The following is a 22,170-nucleotide window of genomic DNA, read 5'->3' on the forward strand; positions in this document are numbered from 1 at the left end:
GGGGAGAGCAAGTTTTCAGAGGACGTGATTGCCGTACATCTCGCCGAGGGGATCTGCGATCAGTTCGAGTCGAGCGCCGTCGGGATCGCGGAAGTACAACGAAACCTCGCTGTGCTCGATCAATTCGACGCCCGCCTCGGTCAGTCTGGTGCGCAACTTCGCCCACTTGGCCGGCTCGACGCTGATCGCGATGTGGTGGAGGCCGCCGAGTACCTCTTGGTACGGGCCCACGTCGAGGCCCGGGAAGTCGAAGAAGGCCAGCAGGTTGCCGTTGCCGATGTCGAAGAAGAAGTGCGAAGACCCGGGATAGTCACGGTTCTCGATCAGTTCGGTGAGAGGGAAGCCGAGGAGATCCTGATAGAACTTCACGGTTCGCTCGACGTCACTGCTGATCAGGGCCGTATGGTGCAGACCGCGTGCGGTCGATGTGGGTCGTTTGTCGGCGGGGATCAGATGTCGATCCCTGATCTCGGCGCGGCGTTCCTCGAACTGCACTGCGTTGTCGTCCTGCACTGCGTTGTCGTCGCTCATGGCGCCCGCCTCCCGGTTGAATCTTCACTTCGAACAAGTAGTTGACTGATCAACTACATTGAGAATAGCTCATTTGATTTCGTTGTCAACTACTTCGGATATGCTGGCGTTATGGAATCAGTGCGGTGGTTGACCGACTCGGAGCAATCGGCCTGGCGGGCGTATCTGGACTCGACGCGACTGCTGCAGCGTGTGCTCGACCAACAATTGATGCGAGACTCCGACATTTCGTTCACGGACTTCGAACTGTTGGTTGCTCTATCCGAAGCGCCTGGGCGGCAACTGCGCATGAGTGAGCTCGCTGATGCTGTGATGGCGACCCGAAGTGGTGTGACCAGGGCCGTCAATCGCCTGGTCGGTGCCGGTTGGGTGCGTAGGGTCGAGTGTGTCGACGACAAGCGTGGCGCCAATGCGGAGCTGACCGACCAGGGCGCCGAGAAATTGGCGTCGGCAAGCCCGGCCCACGTCGCCGCCGTGCGAAAGAACATGTTCGATCTGCTGAGTCCGCGGGATGTCGAGCGTCTCGGTGTGGTGTTCGGTGAGATGCGCCGCCACCTTCTCGAGGGCCAGTCAGGTAATTGACAGAGCAACGGCCAATGTCATGTAGTTGGTGAGGACTGCGAACGGACTGCCATCATGGTCTGGTGACCCGCATTCGTATGTTCGCGACCGACCTCGACGGCACCCTGCTGCGCTCCGACCGAACGATTTCGACGCGCACCGCGCAAGCCATGGAGAACGCGCGGCTGGCGGGTATCGAAGTTGTGTGGGCGACGGCCCGCGCTCGACATTCGGTACATACGTTGGCGAGCTCGTGCGGATTTCGCGGTAAAGCTGTGTGTGCCAACGGAGCTGTCATTCTCGACCTCGCCGATGGTACTCCGAAGATCGTCGACACCGTTTCGATCGAAATGTCCTTGGCGGCAACGGCTATGGAGCAAGTTCGCGCACTGGTCCCAGGCGTCGTGTTCGCGAACGTCGGACCCACTCAGTTCTTTGCCGAGCCGGAGTATGCCGCTCTGTGTGAGTTCGCGGACCATCACCGGCACCTGCACGAGATGGTGCTGGCCGACACCTTACCGCTCGACGTCGAGCCGATGGTCAAGATCGTGGCTCGGCATGCGGAAATTCCCAGCGCCGACCTTTATCGAACTGCGGTCGCTGAGGGCATCGAGGGTGTGGAGTTGACCCACTCCGGCGCTCCGTACATGGAAATGGCTGCGGCGGGCGTCTCGAAGGCCAGCGCTCTCGCGCAATTGTGCGCAATCGACGGCATAGACGCGTCGGAAGTTGCGGTAGCCGGCGACGCGTTCAACGACGTTGCCATGCTGACCTGGGCCGGAACGGCTCTGGCGCCGGCCAACGCCCGAGCTGAGGTCATCGAACTTGCCGACCGAATTCTGCCCACGAACGACGAGGACGGAGTGGCAAGCTACCTCGAAGAGTTGGTTGCGGGGAGTTAGTTCAGCTGCTGACGGCCTTGGGCCCGGTGCCGATACCGACGCCGCAGTCCGTCATGAATTCGGAGAAGACACGGTCGAAGCGATCCGGGTAGTCCAGATGGGGGAAGTGTCCGGCGCGCTTGAAGATCTCGACCCGCCCGAGCGGTAGCTCGGCGCGAGCGTTCTCGGTGTGGGCGTTGGGGATGATGGTGTCTTCCTCGCCCCACACCAATAGTGCCTGCAAGTTCTTGAAGTTGGCGAAATGCGGGGTGGCATTGACGGTTTGGCCGTTGTAGTTGATGACCGATCGTGCGGTCGCCAGAAATGCCTGACGTGTCGACGCGTCCGATACCGAAGCAAAGCTCTTACGCGCCTCACTCGCGCTGGCGCCGAGCTTGAACAGTCCGATCTTGTTGAAAAGTCCGAGCGCTTTGTCGGTCACGTCGGTCAGAGTCCTGGACGCGAGGACGGGAAGCACCAGTTCGCTGCCGGGCAGAGTCGCCGCCCGCAGGAGGGGGCTGACCTCGGGGCCGAGTCCGCCGCTGGCCACCAGGCACAGTCGTTCGACGCGGTCGGGGAACAGATACAGCGTCTGCATCGCGATCCCGCCGCCGAGTGAGTGACCGACCAGGGTGGCCGACGGAATGTCGAGGGCTTCGAGAAGATCGCGCACAGTGGCTGCGTGAGCGCTGAGCGAGTAGTCGCCGGCAGGCTTGTCCGACGCACCATGTCCGAAGAGATCAGGAGCTATGACGCGGTAGTGGCGTGAGAGCGTCTCGATCTGCGGCTCCCAGTTGGAGTGCGCGCCCAGCAGGCCGTGAATGAGCACCACAACGGGGCCACTGCCTTGGTCGACGTACTTGAGCTGGTCGCCGTGCAATACAACCGTCTGTAATTGGTCGGTTGCCATGATTGAACCTTTCGGAGCCGCCAGTGTCTGTGGCTGCTCGCGTGTTGTCGGACCGCACCCGCCCCGACGCGGATCCACGGGTATTTGTGACCGGGAGTAACCCCAGTTCCCTCAGTATGCCCACCGAGGGGCCCGATGTCGTCGCCATTGGGCGTGTTGTGACGAACCGTGAGCCGTCGACTGAGGGGAGACGTACAACTCACCGCCGCTTGTCGGGGCGGTTGATCAGGCGAAATCAACCAGTTTGCCGAAGGTGAGGTTGATGTCCCACGGTGTGACGCCCCAGGTCTCGATAGCTGATACTGCGAAGATTCCGGCGGCCTCGATGGTGTCCTGCGAGGCTGGCGCCGAGACCGAAACACCGGTTTGGCCATTCGGAACCTCCGGCCAGACGCCTGTGCCCGCGGGTGCGGGGGTGGCCTCCATGACTGCATTGGCCAGGCCCGATTCGTCGACGGTCGTGAAGAGGCAATTCGGCTCGTGGGGAGAATCCCACCCGCCGAGTTCCGCGAGCCAGAATTCGCCGCGTCCAGCAGCGGAGATCGCGATCGAGGCGAGTGTCGACTCGAGATCTTCCCAAGCGTCGGTGGTCGGGGCCGACGCATCGGTGAGCTTGAACGGTGCGGCGAGGGCAGTGCTGTCCGGGGAAGCGAAGCGCGGCTGCACAGTGAGGGTCTGCGTCAGGGCGTCGAAAAATGCAACTTCTCGGAACTTGTTGTCCGGCAGAGCAGTACGGGAAACAGTGCCGCGTCCAAGCAGCGCGCCGAGCGCCTCGGGATCGTCGACACTCCACAGGCGGGTCTCGTCCTCGGACCACGTGCGAATCATTCCGCCGACTACGGGACTGATCAGCACGGGCTCGAGGTTCGTACTGCCTGTTGACTCGCTCACCGCTGGCTCCCACCGCACGTCGTACCGCCGGACCGGTTCCGAGCGACCAGACAAGTATGCCGCCTCGCTGCTGTGCGCCTTTATTAACCGCGGGCGGTTAACAAAGGCGCACAGCAAGTAGTCACATATGCGTGCCGCCGTCGATGCGGATTTCCGTTCCGGTGACAAAGGAGCCGTCCTCGGAAGCGAGCATCGCGATCACGCCGGCGACCGCAGACGGGGGAGCGAAACCCTCCCCGATCGCCGGGGCCAACTTGCCGAGCAGCGTGAAGTCGATGTCGGCCGGGAATCCGGGATCGGACGTCATGCCCGAAGCGATGCTGCCGGGTGCGACGGCCACGGCGCGGAGGCCCTGCTTGCTGTACTCGAGAGCGAGTGCGTGCGTGAAGGATTGGATTCCACCCTTCGACGCTGCGTACGCCGTCATGTAGGGGTGGGCGAATGTCGCCGATGTGGAACTGAAGTTGACCACGACGCCTGCTCCACTTTCGAGCAGTGCCGGCAGGGACTCCCTCGTCATGAGGAACGTTCCGGTGAGGTTGACCCCGATGACGGTGTTCCAGAAATCGAGTGTCATCTCGTGGGTGTGCGCGGAGCGCAGAATGCCCGCCGCGTTGACCAACACGTCGAGACCGCCCAGAGCCTTGATCGCAGCGCCGACCTGTTCGCGAACAGACTCTTCGCTGGAGATGTCGACCTTCACCGTGGTCAGGCGATCGGAATGGCCTGCGTCCTTCGCTGCGTTCAACGTTTGTTCGAGGCCGGTCTCGGAAATGTCGGCGGCGACGACGGTGCCACCTTCTGCCAGGATGCGGGCAACGGTGGCCTGGCCGATTCCGGATCCTGCGCCGCTGATGAGGACGCGCTTGTCGTCGAATCGATTCACGAGAAAACTCCGGTCTGTGGGATGGACAGCTGTCTGGTTTCGATTCTGCGTGATCCAGAGCTATTAATCTGCCGGGCATTCCACTGACTGGGCAGCGTCAGTGCTTGTTCGCTCGCAATCCCGAGCGAACTAGCACCGACGTGTCCTACAAACCCGCTGCCTGCGCGAGGCTCGGCAGGTAGGTGCTCGGCTGGCCGAAGAGCTGAGCGCTGCCGTGTGCACGCTTGAAGTACAGCTGAGCGTCGTGCTCCCAGGTGATCGCGATTCCGCCGTGCAACTGAACCGCTTCGGAGGTGATCTGCTGCAACGCTTCCGAGCAGTAGACCTTCGCCACCGCCGCGTCGTCAGCCGACTGCGTCGCCACGGCGGCGTACGTCATCGACCGCGCCGTCTCGACCAACGTGTACATGTCGGCCATCCGGTGCTTGAGTGCCTGGAAAGAACCGATCGCGCGACCGAACTGCTTGCGCGACTTGGTGTATTCGACGGTCTGTTCGACGATCGCTGCGGCTGCGCCGACCTGCTCTGCAGACAACGCGATCAGGACGACGGTTCGGATTCGATCGACCAGATCTTCTGACCACTGCAGTGGTCGACCGCGAACACCGGAGAACGTGACCTCCGCCAGCGGTCGTGTCGGATCCATGGTGGGGACGCGTCGGCGGGAGACGCCCTCGGCGGCGGGATCCACTTCGTAGAATCCGTCGGCAGTCAGAACGAGCAGGGTGTCTGCGACGTGCCCGTCGAGGACGTACGACGCCGTGCCGTTCAACGCATCCTCGGTTGCCTCGACGCCGAAGGTGCTCCAACCAGCGGCACCCGCCCAGCACAGGGCGAGCGTGCTCTCACCGGCCGCGACACCGGGCAGCAGTCGCGAGCATGCGTCGTTGTCACCGGAAAGCAGCAGTGCCTGTGCGGCAAGAATTGCGGAACCCAACATCGGTGAGGGTGTCAGCGTGCGGCCCAGTTCCTCCTGGACCACGTGTACCTCGCCCAAACCTGCTCCGACGCCGTCGAACTCCTCGGGAATCGCCAGCGCGGCGACGCCGATCTGCTCGCACAGCTTGCTCCACAACGCGGCGTCGTAGCCGATCTCGGTGTTGATGGCGGCGCGGACGGCAGCGGAGTCGGAATGCTTGCTCAGGAGATCGCGTACCGACGCACGCAGTGCTGCCTGGTCTTCGGTGTCGATGCTCATGACGCAACCAGTGCTTCGACGACGCGTGCGCGGTGCTCGGACGGCGTGCCCCACGCGGTGAGCAATGCTCGCACCTTGGTGAGCCACAGGGAGAGATCATGTTCCATCGTGTAGCCGATGGCGCCGTGAACCTGGAGTCCGACGCGGGCGGCCTTGTAGGCGGCATCGCCGCACGCGACCTTGGCGGCTGAAATGTCACGCGAGGCGTCGGCCGACTGATCGCGAACCGACAGTGCGGCACCGTGCAGCAGGGGGCGGGCCATCTCGAGGGAGACGGCAACCTCGGCCAGGTGGTGCTTCATGGCCTGGAACTGTCCGATGACCTTGCCGAACTGCTTGCGCTGCTTCGCATATTCGGTGGTGACCTCGAGCAGTGTCTGGCCGAGACCCTGCAACTGCGCAGCAGTGGCAAGAGCGCCCATGTCGAAGGCTGCCGAGAAGTCGGCAGAGCCCAGCGATTCGCCGGCGGAAACCTCGTAGAGCTTGCGGGAGAGATCCACCGACGCCTTGGCCTCGCCGGGGATGCCCACGGAGACCGCGCCGTCCTGTGCAAGTAGCACCAGGTCCACTGCATTGGCGTCGAGCGCAAACGGTGTGTGCGGGGGAGCGGCGACGGTTGCGAGCGCACCCTCAGCGAGAGCAGAGAGACGTTCCGGTGCAACGGAAGCCAAGAGCGTCGGCGCCACGGCGATCGTTTCGACGACCGGTCCGGGTACTGCGTGGCGACCGAGCTGTTCGAGCGCAACGACCAGATCGACAGCGTCGGCGCCGAGCCCGTCGTGCTCTTCGGAGATGACGAGGCCGTTGACGCCGGTCTCGGCAAGGCGCTGCCAGAGCTTCTTGCCCGGTTCGGTGTCACCGTCGTTCCACGAACGGATGACGGCGGGCATGTCGGACTTGGTCAGCAGCGCATCGATGCTTGCAGCGAAGTCCTGGTGGGAGGAGTCGAGCGCGAATCTCATCGGTCCGCCTTCGGTAGGCCGAGCAGACGCTCAGCGATGACGTTTTTCTGAATCTCGTTGGTGCCTGCGTAGATCGGGCCGGACAGGGAGAACAGGTATCCGTCCATCCAGTTGTCGGCCAGCTCGGCTTCAGGGCCCTGAAGTTCGAGAGCAGTCTCGTGGGTGGTGATGTCCCACTCGGACCAGAAGACCTTGTTGATCGAGGACTCGGCGCCGAGCTGTCCACCGTCGGCCAGACGGGTGACGGTGCCGAATGTGTTGAGTTGGTAAGCGCGAGCGCCGATCCAGGCGTCGGCGACCTGGTTACGCAGAGCGCTGTCGTCAGTGCGTCCGCTGGACTTGTACAGCTCGAGCAGGCGGTCGACTGTCGCGAGGAAGCGGCCGGGGCTGCGCAGCGAGAGACCACGCTCGTTGCTTGCGGTGCTCATCGCGACGCGCCAACCTTCGTTGACGTTTCCGATCACACCGGACTCGCCAGGGTTGGCCGGGTCGTCCGGAATGAAGACGTCCTCGAGGAAGATCTCGGCGAAGCCGGGCTCGCCGTCGAGCTGATCGATCGGGCGAACAGTGACACCCTTCGAGCGGAGGTCGAACATGAAATACGTGATGCCCTTGTGGCGCTGCGCATCCGGATCGGAGCGGAACAAGCCGAAGCCCCAGTCTGCGTAGCTGGCGCGCGAACTCCACGTCTTCTGGCCGTTGAGCAGCCAGCCGCCGTCGACCTTCTTGGCGCTCGAACGCAGGCTCGCGAGGTCGGAACCGGACTCGGGTTCGGACCAGGCTTGTGCCCAGATGTCGTCGGCACGAGCCATGCGCGGCATGATGCGAGCCAACTGCTCGGCATTTGCATGCTCGAACAGTGTGGGAGCCAACAGGAAGATGCCGTTCTGGCTCACACGACCGGGCGCGCCCGAGCGGTAGTACTCCTCCTCGAAGACGACCCACTCGAGCAGGGACGCGTCGCGGCCACCGAGTTCCTTGGGCCAGGAGACGACGGCGTAACCGGCGTCGGCGAGGGTGTGTTCCCACTGCCGATGTTCTTCGAAGCCTTCGGCCGTGTCCATGGACTTCAGCGGAGTGGTGGGGACGTTCGCCTCCAGGAACGAGCGGACCTCGTCCCGGAATGCGGTTGTGGCGTCGTCGAATACGAGATCCACTAGTTTGTTCCTTCCTGCGGTGTGCGAGCACTGGCAGCCATGGCTTTGGCGTCGAGACCACCAAGCGAGTCTTTGCCTACCTCGGCGTTGTGAGCGTGAGCGAAGTGATGCAGACCGAAGACGGAATCGATGCCGTTACGCATCCCCATCTGGTCCTCGCACTGATTGACGGCTTTCTTGGTCAAAGCCAGTCCGAAGCGCGGCATCTCGGCGATACGTCCGGCGAGCTCGAACGTCTCCTTCTCGAGGTGCTTGCGGGCGACGACGCGATTCACCATGCCGATTTCGTAGGCACGTTGCGCGGTGAACCGATCGCCGGTGAAGAGCATTTCCTTGGCGAATCGTGAACCGACCATCCACGGGTGCGCGAAGTATTCGACGCCGGGGATGCCCATGCGGACAACGGGATCGGAGAAGAAGGCGTCGTCGGACGCGACGATCATGTCGCAGACCCAGGCGAGCATGAGCCCGCCGGCAATGCAGGCGCCTTGCACCATCGCGATGGTGGGCTTGGGGATCTCCCGCCAGCGACGGCACATGCCCAGGTAGACCTCCATCTCGCGGGCGAAACGCTGGTCACCGCCTGGCTTGTCGACGTGATCCCACCACATGGTGGCCTTGTTCTCGTACTCGACGTGATGGTCGCGTCCCGGGGTCCCCAGGTCGTGACCGGCACTGAAGTGCGGTCCGTTGCCTGCCAGGACGATTACCTTCACGTCGTCGTCTTCGACGGCGCGCTGGAATGCCGCGTCGAGGGCGTACGTCACGACCGAGTTCTGGGCGTTGCGGTAATCGGGACGATTCAAGGTCACGACGGCGACCGAGTCGCGAACCTCGTAGGTCACGACGTCGGCTTCGAAAGGAACGGTCATGACTGTTCCTCGCGCAGAACCGTTTTGAGGACCTTGCCCGAGGGGTTTCGGGGCAGGTGATCGACGAAGCGCACCTCGCGGGGCACCTTGAAGCCGGCGATCTTCTCTTTGAGGAACGCGATCACCGACTCTTCGGTGAGGCCGGCACCGTCGAGTTGGGCGATGTAGACGCGGCCCACCTCTCCCATCCGGTGATCGGGGATGCCGATGGCAGCCGATTCGTGGACACCGGGCAGGCGAGCCAACATGCCCTCGATCTCGGCGGGGTAGACGTTGAATCCGCCGCTGACGTACATGTCCTTGAGACGGTCGGTGATGTCGAGATATCCACGCTCGTCGAGGGTTCCGATGTCTCCGGTATGCAGCCAGCCGTCGGCGTCGATTGCCTTGGCGGTGGATTCCGGGTCGTCGAGGTACCCGAGCATGACGTTCGGTCCACGAAGCAGGATCTCGCCCTGGTCGCCGATCTTGACCTCGAAATCGGCTGTCGCGCGGCCGGAACTGGTGGAGACGGTGACCGGATCGTCGTCGGTGCGGCACATCGTCGCAACGACCGCCTCGGTCAGGCCGTATGCCGTAAGGACGGCGTCGAAAAGCTCTGCTTGCATGCGCTCGACGAGAGCAACCGGCACGGGTGCGGCGCCGGTGATCGCGATGCGGAGCGAGGACAGGTCGTACTCGCTGCGGCGGGGGTGGTCGAGGATGGTCTGGTAGATCGTCGGGGCGCCGGGCAGGATGCTGATCTTCTCGCTGTTGACCAGTGCGAGGGTGTCGTCGATGTTGAAGACGGACACCGGCACGATCGTCGCACCGTTCAACAGACAGACCAGGATTCCGGCCTTGTACCCGAAGGTGTGGAAGAACGGGCTGATGATGAGGAAGTTGTCGTCAGCGGTGACCTCGGCGCATTCGCCCCACGACCTGGCAACGGCGATGGACTGACGATGCGCGGTGATCGCGCCCTTGCTGCGTCCTGTGGTGCCGGAGGTGAAGAGGATGTCGCTGACGTCGTCGGGCTGTACCTTCGCAGCACGCGCATCGGCTTCGGTGCGGGCGGCGTCGGTGGCGAGCGCGAGGAAGTCCTCGAACTCGATGACGCCGTCACGGTCGTCGTTTCCGTCGATCGGTACCTGGATGACGGTGGGGATCGACAGGCTCGGGTTGGCGTCGAGCAACTGCTGGTACCGATCGGCCTTGAGGAACGTGCCGACGATGACCAGAGCCGCGGCGTCGACGCGCTCGATGATGTCGAGAGCTTCGGTGCCGGTGTAGCGCGTGTTGATCGGGATGATGGCTGCGCCGGCGTACTGAGCGCCGAGCAGGGCGATCACCCAGTGGTACGTGTTGGGCGCCCAGATGACGACGCGGTCGCCTGCCTTCACCCCACGGTTGATCAGTGCGCCGGCGAAATCGCGGACACGCTGGTGTAGCTGTGCGAAGGTCGGTCGGGTGTCGCCATCGGCGATAGCCGTGCGCTCACCGAACTCCTCGGCGGCCCGGATGAGGGCTGATGGGATGGTTCTCGGTTGTTCGGTCACTGGACTCCTACCTGACACGCTACCTAGCAAGTGCTTGGTAGGTTATCTTACATATGTGGACCAGAGCGAGAGCCCGGACGGGCAGATGACGGACGACGAGTTTGCGACCACGGTCGCGCAGTGGTTGGCCGAGAACTTGACGGGCAAATTCGCCCAGCTCAAGGGTAAGGGCGGCCCCGGCAGCGAGCACGAGTTCTTCGAGCAACGACTCGAGTGGGACAAGCACCTCGCAGCCGCAGGATGGACGTGCCTCGGGTGGCCGAAGGAATTCGGCGGACGGGGAGCAAGCATCGCTCAGCAGGTCATCTTCCATCAGGAGTACGCGAAGGCCGGCGCGCCCGCTCGCGTCAGCCACATCGGTGAAGAGCTGCTCGGCCCGACGCTGATCGCGTACGGCACGGATGAGCAGAAGCGTCGATTCCTTCCGGGCATCAACACGGTCAGTGAACTGTGGTCGCAGGGCTACTCCGAGCCCGGCGCCGGTTCCGACCTCGCGAACGTCTCCACCACCGCACGCCTCGAAAACGGCAAGTGGATCATCAACGGCCAGAAGGTGTGGACCTCGCTGGCCCACGTCGCGCAATGGTGCTTCGTGGTCTGCCGCACCGAAGTGGGCTCCAAGCGTCATCAGGGCTTGAGCTTCCTGCTGGTCCCGTTGGATCAGCCCGGTGTGACAGTTCGGCCCATCCAGCAGCTCACCGGTACGTCGGAGTTCAACGAGGTCTTCTTCGACGACGCCGTGACCGACGCCGATCTGGTGGTCGGCGAACCTGGCGAGGGCTGGAAGATCGCGATGGGGCTGCTCACCTTCGAGCGCGGTGTATCCACGCTCGGACAGCAGATCGGATTTGCCCGCGAGCTCCAAGGCGTCGTCGACCTGGCGAAAGCCAATGGCAGTGACCAGGATCCGCACATCCGCGAAAAGATCGCGCGCGCCTGGGTCGGTCTGCGCGTGATGCGCGCCCACGCGATGCGTACTCTCGACGCGGTCGACGCCGGAACCGGTGGCGGAGAAGCGTCCGTCGCAAAACTGTTGTGGGCCAACTGGCATCGTGATCTGGGACAGCTGGCGATGGACGTGCAAGGTGCGTCGTCGTTGGTTGCGCCATGGGCGGATTCCGAGGGCAATGCCTCGGACATCACCGACCCCGAACATCTCGAGCTCGACGAGTGGCAACGCCTCTTCCTCTTTACCCGCGCCGACACGATTTACGGCGGCTCCAACGAAATTCAGCGCAACATCATTTCCGAGCGCGTGCTCGGTCTTCCCCGAGAGGCTCGTTAATGTCTGACACCAAAGCCGCGTCCCCGCTTTCCGTTGCGCCCGAGGAAACGCCGGGTCACGGACTGCTCGCGGGCAAGAAGGCAATCATCACCGCCGCCGCCGGAACCGGCATCGGTTTCTCAACTGCGCGCAGGGTGCTTCTCGAAGGCGGCGACGTTCTCGTCTCCGACTTCCACGAGCGTCGTCTCGGTGAGACGGTGGAGAAGCTGAAGGCCGAATTCCCCGGTCAGCAGATCGAATCGATCATCTGCGACGTGTCGAGCACCGAGCAGGTAGACGCGCTGTTCGTCGGCGCCGCCGAGAAGTTGGGGCGCATCGACATCGTCGTCAACAACGCCGGCCTGGGCGGCGAGACTCCCGTCGTCGACATGACGGATGATCAGTGGGATCGCGTTCTCGACATCACCCTCAACAGCACCTTCCGTTCGACGCGCGCCGCGCTGCGGTACTTCAAGAGCGTTCCCCACAGCGGTGTTCTGGTGAACAACGCGTCCGTCCTCGGTTGGCGGGCGCAGCATTCCCAGGCGCACTACGCCGCAGCCAAGGCCGGTGTCATGGCGCTGACTCGGTGCAGCGCAATCGAAGCAGCGGAGTACGGAGTCCGTATCAACGCGGTCTCGCCCTCCATTGCGCGTCACGCGTTCCTGGCGAAGGTCACCAGTGAGGAACTGCTCGACCAGTTGGCTTCCGGCGAGGCCTACGGCCGCGCCGCGGAGGTCTGGGAGATCGCAACGGTCATCGCGATGCTTGCCAGCGACTACTCCACCTACATGACCGGCGAGATCGTCTCCGTTTCTTCGCAGAGGGCCTAGCGTCCCCGTGCGCGGTTGAGGAGTCCCTGGACTCGCTGACCGCGCACAGGGGAGGGCCCTGGATAGGATTGAATACATGACGCCACCTCGAAATTCCGACGAATCCAACGGCAAGTCCGGGCGCCGCGACGAGCTGCTCGAGATCGCGGCCGGGCTGTTCGCCGATCGCGGAGTGCGCGCGACGACCGTCCGCGATATCGCCGACGCCGCCGGGATCCTCTCCGGGAGTCTGTATCACCATTTCGATTCCAAGGAGTCGATGGTCGACGAGATCCTCCACCAGTTCCTCGACGAACTCTTCGGGAAATACCGCGAGATCGTTGCGGCGGGGTTGGACAGTCGCGCGACGCTCGAAGCGCTGGTCGTGACGTCGTACGAGGCCATCGACGCCTCGCACTCGGCCGTTGCGATCTACCAGGACGAGGTCAAGCACCTCGTCGGGAACGAGCGCTTCGCGTACCTGGCCGAGCGGAACACCGAGTTTCGGGACCTGTGGGTCGGCGTCCTCGAGGCCGGCGTCGCGGACGGGACCTTCCGCTCCGACATCGACGTCGAATTGGTCTTCCGCTTCATGCGCGACACCGTGTGGGTCGCGGTTCGCTGGTACCGCCCGGGTGGATCCCTCTCGGCTCACGCCGTCGCGGCTCAATATCTCGCGATCGTGCTCGACGGGCTCTCCGATCCGGCAACTGTTGAAAAAACTTCAAGAATTATTGCTGCACAACGAAACTAGGAGCTAACGCTATGTCCGAGGTTTACATCGTCGACGCCATTCGCACACCGATCGGCAAGAGGGGCGGCGCGCTGTCCGGCGTGCACCCCATCGATCTCGGTGCGCACGTCGTCAAGGCACTGGTCGAGCGCACCGGTATCGACCCCAGTGACGTCGACGACGTGATCTTCGGTTGCGTCGACGCCATCGGCGGCCAGGCCGGCAACATCGCCCGTATGTCCTGGCTCGCAGCGGGATTCCCGGAGCACGTTCCCGGCGTGACCGTCGACCGTCAGTGCGGTTCGAGTCAGCAGGCAGTGCACTTCGGCGCTCAGGCCATCCTGTCGGGCACCGCGGATCTGATCGTCGCCGGCGGCGTTCAGAACATGAGCCAGATTCCGATCTCGGCAGCGATGATCGTCGGCCAGCAGTACGGATTCGACACGCCGACTTCGGGTTCGGTCGGTTGGACCGAGCGTTACGGTGACCAGGAAGTCTCCCAGTTCAAGGGCGCCGAGATGATCGCCGAGAAGTGGGACATCAGCCGCGAAGAGCTCGAGAAGTGGGCCCTGCAGAGCCATGAGCGCGCCAAGGCTGCGATCGCCGCGGGTCGTTTCGACAACGAGATCGTCGCCATGGGTGACGCGACCGTCGACGAAGGACCCCGCGAGACCAGCCTCGAAAAGATGGCGACGCTCAAGGTTCTCGTCGACGACGGCCGCATGACCGCAGCAGTGGCAAGCCAGATCTCCGACGGCGCGAGTGCGCTGCTGCTGGCGTCGGCGGAAGCGGTGGAGAAGTACAACCTCAAGCCCCGCGCCCGGATTCATCACCTCAGCGCACGCGGCGACGACCCGATCTTCATGCTCAGCGCGCCGATCCCGGCCACGAAGCATGCTCTCGCGAAGGCCGGTCTGAGCATCGAGGACATCGACATCGTCGAGATCAACGAAGCTTTCGCCCCGGTCGTCCTGGCCTGGATCAAGGAAATCGGCGCAGATCCGGCCAAGGTCAACGTCAACGGCGGCGCGATCGCACTCGGTCACCCGCTCGGCGCGACCGGCACCAAGCTGATGGCAACCCTGCTCAACGAACTCGAGCGCACTGGCGGCCGTTACGGCCTGCTGACCATCTGTGAAGGTGGCGGCACCGCAAACGCGACGATTATCGAGCGTCTCTGATCCCTGCTGTGCGCCTTTATTAACCGCCGGCGGTTAATAAAGGCGCACAGCAGTTAGTTATTCGGCACATCCGCGACCTTGATGTCGAAGTTCGCGCTTTCGCCGTCAACGCTGGTCACGGTAGCTGTGACGTTGTATTCGGTGCCCTGCTCGGTCAGGATGCACGTGATCGATGCGCCGACTTCGGCGTCGAGGTTCTCCGGACACGTCACGTCGTCGGGTGGCTCGCCGATCTTCTCCGCGAGTTGAGTGGAGATCTGACTTGCGACTTCGGACTTGTCCACTTGCGGCGTCCCGACGCTCGTCGAGCACGCTCCCGTGACCAATACCACCGAGAGCAAGACGATTCCCACTGCAGGCCTCTTTGTCATGTGAACTCCCAGGGTGCGCCGGTGCTCGCTGCTGCCAACTCTGGGATTACCGCATTTGGGACTGTTCAACCGACTTACTCGACGCAGTTTTTCGACGTCAGCGTCGGCGGACCGTCAAGTTGAAGCCTTCGGGCATGAGGGTGAGCCGTTCGGCCACCTTCAGTTCGTAATCCGGATCGGCTTCGATCGTGTATTTCTGCAAGATGGTGCCCAACACGAGAACCGCTTCGTGAATGGCGAATTGTCGTCCGATGCAGGCACGTTCACCCGTTCCGAACGGCTTGTACACGTGCGCCGGCCTGGCCTTGATGTTGGCAGGCAGGAAACGATCCGGATCGAAAGTCTCGGGATCGTTGCCCCACACCGGATCACGATGAAGTGACGGGATGAGCACGAGGATCCAGTCGCCCTTCTTCATCGGATACTTCCCAACGAGCGTGGTGTCTTCGAGTGCCGCGCGGCCGTATGCCGGTGCTGTCGGCCACAGACGCAATGATTCGTCCAGGACGCGTCGTACGTATCGAAGTTTCGCGATCTTCTCGAATGCGGGCTCCTCGCCCTCCCAGACCTTGTCGACCTCAGCTTGCGCCTTGGCCAGTACGTCAGGGTTTTGCGAGAGGTAATACAATGCGAACGACAAAGCGCCGGAAGTTGTTTCGTGCCCGGCGACGAGGAACGTCACGACCTGATGGCGGATATTCAGTTCGTCGATACGGTTGGGATCGTTTTCGCGAGCTGCCCGCAGCATCAGTTCGAGTAAGTCTTCGGGCCCCGGTTCGGTACTTGTGCGCCGGGCACGGATCACCTCGTCCACAACCTCGGCCATGAACGCCTTGCGGACCTCGTCACGTTGATCGGCGCGACGTGCGAGCACTCGCCCGAGGGCGGTCGACTTCAGGAATGTCGTGCGCTGTGAATGGGAGAGCGCTCCGACCATTGCCTTGACGAACGGATGCTGCTCTTCACGTTCGAAAGAGTCGAACGAGTAGCTGAATCCAGTGCGTCCGATGGTCTCCAGCGTCAGCTTGGTCATGTCTGCGGAGACGTCGATGGGGGAGTCACTTTCACGACTGTCCCAATGGTCGACCAACTCGCCGACCACGTCGAGCATGGTGCGGTGGTACGAGCGCATCGCAGTCTGGCTGAACGCCGGTGCCAGGAGATTGTGTGCCTTGCCCCAGTTGGGCTCGTGGTTGTAGGCAGTGAACAATCCGTCGCCGCCGATTCCGCGTAGCGCCTTCACTCCTGGTGCAAGGTGTTTTGCGAACCGGGACTCGTCGGACAGTTCTGCCACCATGTCTGCGCCCGAGGCGAAGACAAAGCGATTTCCCAGGACGTTTCTTTCGAAGATCGGGCCGAGTTCGCGGCCGATGCTCACGGAGTTCTGCAGTGGCGTCCGAATGTTGATCCCGAGGACGTCGCCTAGGACTGGCAGGCGCCATGCCGGATGCGGGATCCGAGCATCGGTCGTCGCCTCTGGAGTGGTGTCGACGCTCATGATGTGTCCCCCGGGTGAGATCGCTTACTGAATTGGTGTCTAGTACGCAAAGTACGCCTTACTGAATTGGTGTCAAGTAGTAATCTGACTTGCCTATGGTTGCACCACGAAAACGCCTGGACCGAGAGCAGCGGCGCACGCAGTTGCTCGACATCGGCGCGCAACTTTTTGCCGATCGCTCGTACGAGGACGTCTGGATCGAAGAGGTTGCCGAGATCGCAGGCGTCTCGCGCGGGTTGATGTACCACTATTTCCCGACCAAACGAGACTTCTTCGCGGCAATCGTCGAGCGCGAATCGCAGCACTTACTCGAGGTGACCGCACCGGACGCGACGCTACCGGTGCGCGAACAGGTGGCAGCCGGGTTGGATGCCTACTTCGCGTACGTGAGGTCACACAGTAGGGGAGTGCGCGCCATCAACGTCGGGACGCTCTCGGCTGAGGCAGGTATCCGAGCGATCGTCGAACGGGAACTCGAACAACAACAGATTCGGATCCTCGACGCACTCGGATTCGAGGGCGAACAAAGACAGATCGCTGCAGTCGCGGTGCGGGGATGGATCGCATTCGTCCGGGCCGTGTGTCTCGACTGGCTCGACCAACCTTCCATACCGCACGAGGAGTTGAGGGTGATCTGTCTGCGAACCCTCTCCGGAGCGTTGGGCATCGACCTCGAAACGTGAAAATGCCGACCGCGTGGGAGCGGTCGGCATTTCCATGGACAAGTCCGACTAGTCGAGCGTCGAATAAAGTTCGTCCCAGCCCTTGGCGACGTACATGTTGGTGTAGATGGACCCGTAGTACGTACTTCCTTGCAGAACGGTGACGTTCCCGGCCTGCACAGCCGGAAGTCGTTGCCACAACTTGTTGTCCGAGAGTTGATCGAAGGTGGTGTCGCTGCTGTCGGTGACGGAAACCATGAACGCTTCGCAGTCTTGCAGACGATCCATCTCCTCGATGCTCAGTCGCCCCTGATTATCGAAACCGGTTGTGTTCAATGTTCTTCCGCCGATATCGGCGAGCGTCATGTCGGTGGGTTGACGATTCTTCTTTCCCGTTTCCTCCGACACGGGCAGGCTGTCGATGTAGATCGTGGCTTTGTCCGGACTGTAGGACAAGCTTGCGACGGTTTTGCCCGCGATCGCGGAAGCGTGTCGAGTGCGAATGTCGGTGATCAGAGCGTCGTAATCGGTGATCAGGCGATCCATGGTGGGTGTTCGTCCCAGCCAATCGGAGAGCCGGGTCAGGTTCTCCCGCCACGTCTGCTTCGATTCGGTCGTCAGGACAGGAGCGATGGCTTGGAGCTTTGCAGCGGGCCAGTACTCGTTGTCGGCGTTGACGCAGATGATGAGATCGGGTGCGAGTCCGAGTATCTGCTCCAGATTGGGCTTGTCGCTGAGGTATTCGGCCGAGCCGTCGACAGGCACCCACTCGGTGGCGGGTGAGATGTTGTATCCGAAGACCGGTAGTTCCAAGGCAATGGCGAGCTCGAGGTCGGTTCGGGCGTCGACGGCCAAGACCCGCTTGGGGTTGGTAGGGATGTCATAGGTCCCCAACGGCGTGGTGACGGTGCGCATTTGAGCGTCATCAGCGGTGCCTGAACCGTCGCTGGAACTGCAGGACGACAGAATAGTTGCTACTGCTGCCATCCCGGCTCCGATGCCGAATTGGCGACGGGTAAGTGCGTCGACTAGCTCTTGCCAGACGCGTTCGTCTGGCACGGTAGGTGTATTGGTCAGCATTTTTTCGATACCCTTCGGTCTGAGTCCGTATCGATCGTAGGGTTGGCGATACCAGATCACCTATATCGAAAACCGCCTGATATTAGTCGATTTCGGCCATCGTCCGTGACTTGCGGGTGATGGTGGCGCCGAAGGCGGCGGCGAGCGGGAACATGAGAACGCCGTACACCGCGGCCGGTACTGCCAATTGCACGTTGTCGAGAAGACTGACGGCGATGGTGATCGCCAACGTGCTGTTGTGGATGCCGATTTCCATGGAACTGGCGATGGCCTGACGGTCCTCGATGCCGAAGATTCGGGGAACGATGTAGCCGATCGAGAGGCTCAGCAGGCAGAACAATGCAGCGACGACGCCGATGTCGACGAGATAGTCCGCGATGTTATCGCGCTCGGATACAACCGTTCCGACGATCACCAGCGCGAGAACAATCGCGGATCCGATGCGGACGGGCTTGTCCATGCGCTCGGCAAAGGCGCTCGAGCGCAACCGAACCCACATTCCGAGGGCGACCGGAATCAGGACGACGGCAAAGACCTGGAGGACCTTCGTGAACTGAAGTCCGAGAGTGCCGTCCGCGTCCTCGGGTTCGAAGTAACCCAACGCGAAGTTGGTGATCAACGGAAGGGTGACCACCGCGATCACCGAATTGACCGCAGTCAGTGTCACATTGAGGGCAACGTCGCCGCGGAACAGGTGACTGAACAGGTTTGCCGTGGTGCCACCCGGTGACGCGGCGAGGAGCATCATGCCGACGGCGAGTAGTGGGTCGAGGTCGAACAAGGTGACCAAGCCGAAGGCTGCGGCCGGCAGCAACAACAATTGACAGATCAGAGCGATCGAGACGGCCTTGGGCGCTTTTGCCACGCGGGCAAAATCTCCGACTGTCAGGGACAGCCCGAGGCCGAACATGATGATGGCGAGTGCGGCGGGGAGACCGACCGAGGTGAGTGCTGAGTCCATGAGTTAGTGGCTACTTCCAGTCACTGGGGGAATTTCACTGAAACTACCGTGATGCCCGGATCTGCGTGGCAGTTTGGATACATTGATGTATCGAACCGTGACGGCGTCGGTGAGCAGGGTTATCGTCGAATTATGTGCCGAAACATCACTGAACTTCGTGGACTCGAGCCCGCAGCTACGCCGGAGGAAATCGAGGCAGCCTCTCGCCAATACGTACGTAAGGTGAGCGGAATAGCCAAGGTGTCCGACGCCAACCGAGATGCCTTCGAACAGGCAGTGCATGAGGTAACCGAAACGACGACGCGCCTGCTCAGCGCCCTGCCGCCTCGTAGGCAGCCACCTCAGACGGTCCCGCCGTTGCGTCGTCCGGAAGTACAGGCTCGGATCGCAGCTCGCTCGTCCTGACTCGAGTGGATCTCACAGATATCGACGTATGGGACGTCGAAGCTTTGGATCAGCTGTCCGCTGGGCTCGAAGGCGTTCTGGTCGCTCATCGCGTCCGCGACATCCGTCGACGGCTGAATACGCTGCGCAAAGAAGCCGTCGCCGACGACTTGCATATTCGCCAGGACGGAACCGTCTCTGCGGTTGCGCCCATCGCGGACGGACACCCGCTCCACGTGCACGCCCAACTGCTCGAGGTTGCCGTTCGCGAACTGATCGGTGAGGCACTGCTGGTCAGCGCGGATCTTCATCATGCGTTGTCGCTTCGGTCCCAGGTTGGCACCGACCTCCGTGACAAGGCTGTGCGTGTGGGAGAGGAGTGGCGAGCATTCAGCCTTGATCGGCAGCGTCAGATGTTGCGCCATGCACCCAGTCTGATTGCCAACCTCGACGGCATTCCCGCAGCGGTGCGAAGTCCCGCCAATCTCGATCGGATTCAATCAGAACGAGCACGGCTGCAAGATGATTCGGTGCGAATCTCGCAAGAACTTCACCGGGAGTTCTTCGGTGGCAGGCTGAGTAACACCGGGGCGGGCCAGTGGTACGCCGAACGTAAACTCGAGGATTTGGACGCGCTCGACGAGTTGTTTCACGCCGAACCTTGTCGACGGTTACTGCTCATGGACATGCGCTCGGGTGAACGAGGATTTGCCGCGATTGCGATCGGTGATCCGGACACAGCGGATCACATCTCCGTGACGATTCCCGGATTGAACACCAACGTCAAGGACTCGATGCGCGGAATGGTCGGCGAGGCGACACGATTGCGAGCCGAGGCGATGCGCCAACTCGAACTGGCCGGTCGAAAGGAAAGCGTGGCAACGATCGCCTGGATCGGATACGACGCGCCACAGGTCATCGGGCCGGGAAAGTTCGACATCGGTCGCGCCAGCTTCGACGTCAGTCGATCTTCGAAGGCCGGCATAGCCGCCGACGCATTGGGCAGCTTTTTTCACGGTCTTCGTTCTGCGTCGGTCAACGAACGCGTCCATATCACCGCGTTGGGCCACTCTTACGGATCGCTCGCGACTTCTCTTGCGTTGCAACGTGGTGCCAGCGCCGCAGTCGACGACGTGGTCTTCTACGGTTCACCCGGAGTGCGGGCCAAGGTGGAGTCAGATCTCGGTATCGCCGACCGTCATGTCTACGTCATGAAAGCGGAAGGCGACAGTATCGCGGGGTTCGGCCGTTTCGGCGGCGATCCGACGCGCACCGAGTTCCATCGGTTGTCCACGGCCGAAGGGATCACCCCGGACGGAGTGAAGCACGAGCGGGCGTTCGGGCATGCGGAGTACGCGAGGACCGGAGACAACGGAGAACTGCGGATGTCGGGTTACAACCTCGCGGTTGTGGTTGCCGGACTTCCGGAGCTGGCCGTCATCGCCTGACCTGCTGACTTACAGTGGCACTCATGCGTCTGAGGCACTCGGCCAGGGGGTTGGTCGTTGACGGCCAGTCCCGTCTTCTGCTCTACCGATTCATCGCGCCCGTGCATGGGCTGACGGTCTGGTGTCCTCCAGGCGGCGGCTTGGAAGGAGACGAAACCCCGCCCGAGGCGCTCGCGCGCGAATTGGACGAGGAGATCGGATTGCGCGACTACGGCGCCGCCACACACGTGTGGCATGAGGAGATCCGTGATCCGACGATATTGCCGGGTTGGGACGGGGCGGTCAATGACTATTTCCTCGTGCCGGTACCGGTCGCATTCGATCCTTGTGGATCTTTGGGGCGCGAAGCGCTAGCCGCGGAGTTGGTCGAGCACTTCGAGTGGTGGAGCGTTGACCGCCTTCTGTCACACTGCGGTCGAGAAGTGTTCGGGCCACGCGATTTACCCGACCGATTCGCATGCCTGGTCAAGGATGGACCGCCGAGTTCGCCGGATCGATTTGTTCGGACACTGTGAGGGCTGCGAGGCATTCCCTTAATCGAGCATTTCAGCGCCGAAAGGCGGCTACGCTGGGCTTATGGAGCACTACGTGCGCAAGGAACCCATCCCGTACGCGTCTACGGCAGCACCGGTCAGTTCTCGCACCCGGTTCAGAAGGATGCTCCAAAGGTTGTCGATGATTCTTCGCGGGATGATGGGGGATCGGAAGGCGAGTCGATATACCTCGCTCGCTCCGCGTCATCCCGACGGATCACGCACCGCCGTAACATCTTTCAACAGTAGTGGTGGTGGGAAGTAGGTATCGGTGTGCACACTGCCCGGTAGCCGTCGAATCTCCGACGAGCACCGGGCAGTGACGCACTAATCGAGCTGAGATCAGCGGAGGTACTGTCCGCAAACCGGCCACGCGCCGACGCCCTGACCTGCAAGGACGTTCTCCGCGACGCGGACCTGTTCTGCCTGGCTGGCGTTGGCTGCAGTGCCCGCTCCGCCGTAGGCCGCCCACGTGCTCTGGCTGAACTGGAGGCCGCCGTAGTAGCCGTTTCCGGTGTTCGCAGCCCAGTTGCCCGAGGATTCGCACTCAGCGACACCCGACCAGTCGTGGGTGGCTGCGGATGCGGTGCCGGCGCTCAGTCCAATGGCTCCGGCTGCGAGGGCTCCGGCTGCGGCGACAGAAGCAAGGGCGCGGGTAACGGTGGTCTTGGTCATTTGGGTAAATCCTCTCGAGTCACGCCGGCGGAGGACGGTGACCGTCTCAGCTCCGCTCCCACCACTAGGAAAGTTGTCGAATCCGAACCGCGGGGTGGGACTGGCGGTGGCGATTCGGTAATGCCCGGTTGATCGGGCTGTCACCAACCATAGGAGATGATTACGGATTGGTCACGGGTCG

Annotated in this window: 23 protein-coding genes and 1 pseudogene; 10 read left to right on the forward strand and 14 right to left on the reverse strand. The window is 62.5% G+C overall.

Going from position 1 to position 22,170, the window contains the following annotated elements:
- Positions 1 to 15 precede the first annotated feature (15 nt).
- The gene (locus ACFWAD_RS19000) at positions 16 to 531 is read right to left on the reverse strand and encodes a VOC family protein (protein WP_378546565.1); all 516 of its coding nucleotides are present in this window, start codon (positions 529 to 531) and stop codon (positions 16 to 18) included.
- 111 nt (positions 532 to 642) lie between these two features.
- Here ACFWAD_RS19000 and ACFWAD_RS19005 point away from each other — a divergent pair, with 111 nt between their 5' ends.
- Both ACFWAD_RS19005 and ACFWAD_RS19010 read left to right on the forward strand, forming a co-directional pair.
- A complete protein-coding gene (locus ACFWAD_RS19005) occupies positions 643 to 1,113 on the forward strand; it encodes a MarR family winged helix-turn-helix transcriptional regulator (protein ID WP_378546569.1) in 471 nt (156 codons plus the stop codon).
- Positions 1,114 to 1,175: 62 nt separating this feature from the next.
- Positions 1,176 to 1,994 (forward strand): HAD family hydrolase, encoded by an 819-nt coding sequence (locus ACFWAD_RS19010; protein WP_378546572.1) that lies wholly within the window; start codon positions 1,176 to 1,178, stop codon positions 1,992 to 1,994.
- A 1-nt stretch (position 1,995) separates the two neighbouring features.
- On the opposite strand, the gene ACFWAD_RS19015 is transcribed toward ACFWAD_RS19010, so the two are convergent.
- From ACFWAD_RS19015 to ACFWAD_RS19050, 8 genes are all read right to left on the reverse strand, one after another.
- Entirely contained in the window at positions 1,996 to 2,883 is an 888-nt protein-coding gene (locus ACFWAD_RS19015; protein WP_003945464.1) for an alpha/beta fold hydrolase, read from the reverse strand.
- A gap of 225 nt (positions 2,884 to 3,108) precedes the next feature.
- Positions 3,109 to 3,774 carry a hypothetical protein gene (locus ACFWAD_RS19020; RefSeq protein ID WP_378546575.1) on the reverse strand — a complete coding sequence of 222 codons (666 nt, stop codon included), beginning with the start codon at positions 3,772 to 3,774 and terminating at the stop codon, positions 3,109 to 3,111.
- A 121-nt stretch (positions 3,775 to 3,895) separates the two neighbouring features.
- Positions 3,896 to 4,660, reverse strand: a complete 765-nt coding sequence (locus ACFWAD_RS19025; protein ID WP_003945543.1) for an SDR family NAD(P)-dependent oxidoreductase — start codon at positions 4,658 to 4,660, stop codon at positions 3,896 to 3,898.
- A gap of 145 nt (positions 4,661 to 4,805) precedes the next feature.
- Complete coding sequence (locus ACFWAD_RS19030) at positions 4,806 to 5,858, reverse strand: acyl-CoA dehydrogenase family protein (RefSeq protein ID WP_378546578.1); 1,053 nt, start codon at positions 5,856 to 5,858, stop codon at positions 4,806 to 4,808.
- Complete coding sequence (locus ACFWAD_RS19035; RefSeq protein ID WP_378546581.1) at positions 5,855 to 6,820, reverse strand: acyl-CoA dehydrogenase family protein; 966 nt, start codon at positions 6,818 to 6,820, stop codon at positions 5,855 to 5,857. The genes ACFWAD_RS19030 and ACFWAD_RS19035 overlap by 4 nt, the downstream gene beginning before the upstream one ends.
- The gene (locus ACFWAD_RS19040) at positions 6,817 to 7,977 is read right to left on the reverse strand and encodes an acyl-CoA dehydrogenase family protein (protein WP_378546583.1); all 1,161 of its coding nucleotides are present in this window, start codon (positions 7,975 to 7,977) and stop codon (positions 6,817 to 6,819) included. Before ACFWAD_RS19040 ends, ACFWAD_RS19035 begins: the two co-directional genes overlap by 4 nt.
- The gene (locus ACFWAD_RS19045) at positions 7,977 to 8,849 is read right to left on the reverse strand and encodes an enoyl-CoA hydratase (RefSeq protein ID WP_230814834.1); all 873 of its coding nucleotides are present in this window, start codon (positions 8,847 to 8,849) and stop codon (positions 7,977 to 7,979) included. The genes ACFWAD_RS19040 and ACFWAD_RS19045 overlap by 1 nt, the downstream gene beginning before the upstream one ends.
- On the reverse strand, positions 8,846 to 10,387 hold the full coding sequence (locus ACFWAD_RS19050; RefSeq protein ID WP_378546586.1) for a FadD3 family acyl-CoA ligase: 1,542 nt from the start codon (positions 10,385 to 10,387) through the stop codon (positions 8,846 to 8,848). The genes ACFWAD_RS19045 and ACFWAD_RS19050 overlap by 4 nt, the downstream gene beginning before the upstream one ends.
- 55 nt (positions 10,388 to 10,442) lie before the next feature.
- Here ACFWAD_RS19050 and ACFWAD_RS19055 point away from each other — a divergent pair, with 55 nt between their 5' ends.
- The 4 genes from ACFWAD_RS19055 to ACFWAD_RS19070 all read left to right on the forward strand — a co-directional run bounded on the left by ACFWAD_RS19055 (position 10,443) and on the right by ACFWAD_RS19070 (position 14,377).
- Positions 10,443 to 11,672, forward strand: coding sequence for an acyl-CoA dehydrogenase family protein (locus tag ACFWAD_RS19055; RefSeq protein WP_378546589.1), 1,230 nt, complete (start codon positions 10,443 to 10,445; stop codon positions 11,670 to 11,672).
- Entirely contained in the window at positions 11,672 to 12,484 is an 813-nt protein-coding gene (locus ACFWAD_RS19060; protein WP_378546592.1) for an SDR family oxidoreductase, read from the forward strand. Before ACFWAD_RS19055 ends, ACFWAD_RS19060 begins: the two co-directional genes overlap by 1 nt.
- Before the next feature lie 76 nt (positions 12,485 to 12,560).
- The gene (locus ACFWAD_RS19065) at positions 12,561 to 13,217 is read left to right on the forward strand and encodes a TetR/AcrR family transcriptional regulator (RefSeq protein ID WP_378546595.1); all 657 of its coding nucleotides are present in this window, start codon (positions 12,561 to 12,563) and stop codon (positions 13,215 to 13,217) included.
- An 11-nt stretch (positions 13,218 to 13,228) separates the two neighbouring features.
- Positions 13,229 to 14,377, forward strand: coding sequence for an acetyl-CoA C-acetyltransferase (locus ACFWAD_RS19070; RefSeq protein ID WP_283307081.1), 1,149 nt, complete (start codon positions 13,229 to 13,231; stop codon positions 14,375 to 14,377).
- Positions 14,378 to 14,430: 53 nt separating this feature from the next.
- Here ACFWAD_RS19070 and ACFWAD_RS19075 read toward each other — a convergent pair whose 3' ends face one another.
- Complete coding sequence (locus ACFWAD_RS19075; RefSeq protein WP_378546599.1) at positions 14,431 to 14,748, reverse strand: DUF4333 domain-containing protein; 318 nt, start codon at positions 14,746 to 14,748, stop codon at positions 14,431 to 14,433.
- A 97-nt stretch (positions 14,749 to 14,845) separates the two neighbouring features.
- Positions 14,846 to 16,246 carry a cytochrome P450 gene (locus ACFWAD_RS19080; RefSeq protein WP_378546602.1) on the reverse strand — a complete coding sequence of 467 codons (1,401 nt, stop codon included), beginning with the start codon at positions 16,244 to 16,246 and terminating at the stop codon, positions 14,846 to 14,848.
- 95 nt (positions 16,247 to 16,341) lie between these two features.
- Between ACFWAD_RS19080 and ACFWAD_RS19085 the strand changes: the two genes are divergently transcribed.
- On the forward strand, positions 16,342 to 16,929 hold the full coding sequence (locus ACFWAD_RS19085) for a TetR/AcrR family transcriptional regulator (protein ID WP_378546605.1): 588 nt from the start codon (positions 16,342 to 16,344) through the stop codon (positions 16,927 to 16,929).
- A 48-nt stretch (positions 16,930 to 16,977) separates the two neighbouring features.
- Here ACFWAD_RS19085 and ACFWAD_RS19090 read toward each other — a convergent pair whose 3' ends face one another.
- Both ACFWAD_RS19090 and ACFWAD_RS19095 read right to left on the reverse strand, forming a co-directional pair.
- Positions 16,978 to 17,967: an ABC transporter substrate-binding protein gene (locus tag ACFWAD_RS19090; RefSeq protein WP_378546608.1), complete on the reverse strand. Its 990-nt coding sequence runs from the start codon at positions 17,965 to 17,967 to the stop codon at positions 16,978 to 16,980.
- A gap of 103 nt (positions 17,968 to 18,070) precedes the next feature.
- Complete coding sequence (locus ACFWAD_RS19095) at positions 18,071 to 18,949, reverse strand: bile acid:sodium symporter family protein (protein ID WP_378448928.1); 879 nt, start codon at positions 18,947 to 18,949, stop codon at positions 18,071 to 18,073.
- A 132-nt stretch (positions 18,950 to 19,081) separates the two neighbouring features.
- Here ACFWAD_RS19095 and ACFWAD_RS19100 point away from each other — a divergent pair, with 132 nt between their 5' ends.
- From ACFWAD_RS19100 to ACFWAD_RS19110, 3 genes are read left to right on the forward strand one after another with little or no spacing between them, the layout of a single operon-like run.
- Entirely contained in the window at positions 19,082 to 19,354 is a 273-nt protein-coding gene (locus tag ACFWAD_RS19100) for a DUF2277 domain-containing protein (protein ID WP_378546610.1), read from the forward strand.
- A gap of 5 nt (positions 19,355 to 19,359) precedes the next feature.
- A complete protein-coding gene (locus ACFWAD_RS19105; RefSeq protein ID WP_378546613.1) occupies positions 19,360 to 20,781 on the forward strand; it encodes an alpha/beta hydrolase in 1,422 nt (473 codons plus the stop codon).
- A 23-nt stretch (positions 20,782 to 20,804) separates the two neighbouring features.
- Positions 20,805 to 21,296, forward strand: a complete 492-nt coding sequence (locus ACFWAD_RS19110) for an NUDIX domain-containing protein (RefSeq protein ID WP_378546616.1) — start codon at positions 20,805 to 20,807, stop codon at positions 21,294 to 21,296.
- Positions 21,297 to 21,662: 366 nt separating this feature from the next.
- On the opposite strand, the pseudogene ACFWAD_RS19115 reads toward ACFWAD_RS19110, so the two are convergent.
- Positions 21,663 to 21,989, reverse strand: a pseudogene (locus tag ACFWAD_RS19115) (transglycosylase family protein); the annotation flags it as partial.
- Positions 21,990 to 22,170 lie beyond the last annotated feature (181 nt).

Origin of the sequence: Rhodococcus sp. NPDC059969 (assembly GCF_042738325.1) — a bacterium.
Taxonomy (GTDB): Bacteria; Actinomycetota; Actinomycetes; order Mycobacteriales; family Mycobacteriaceae; genus Rhodococcus_F.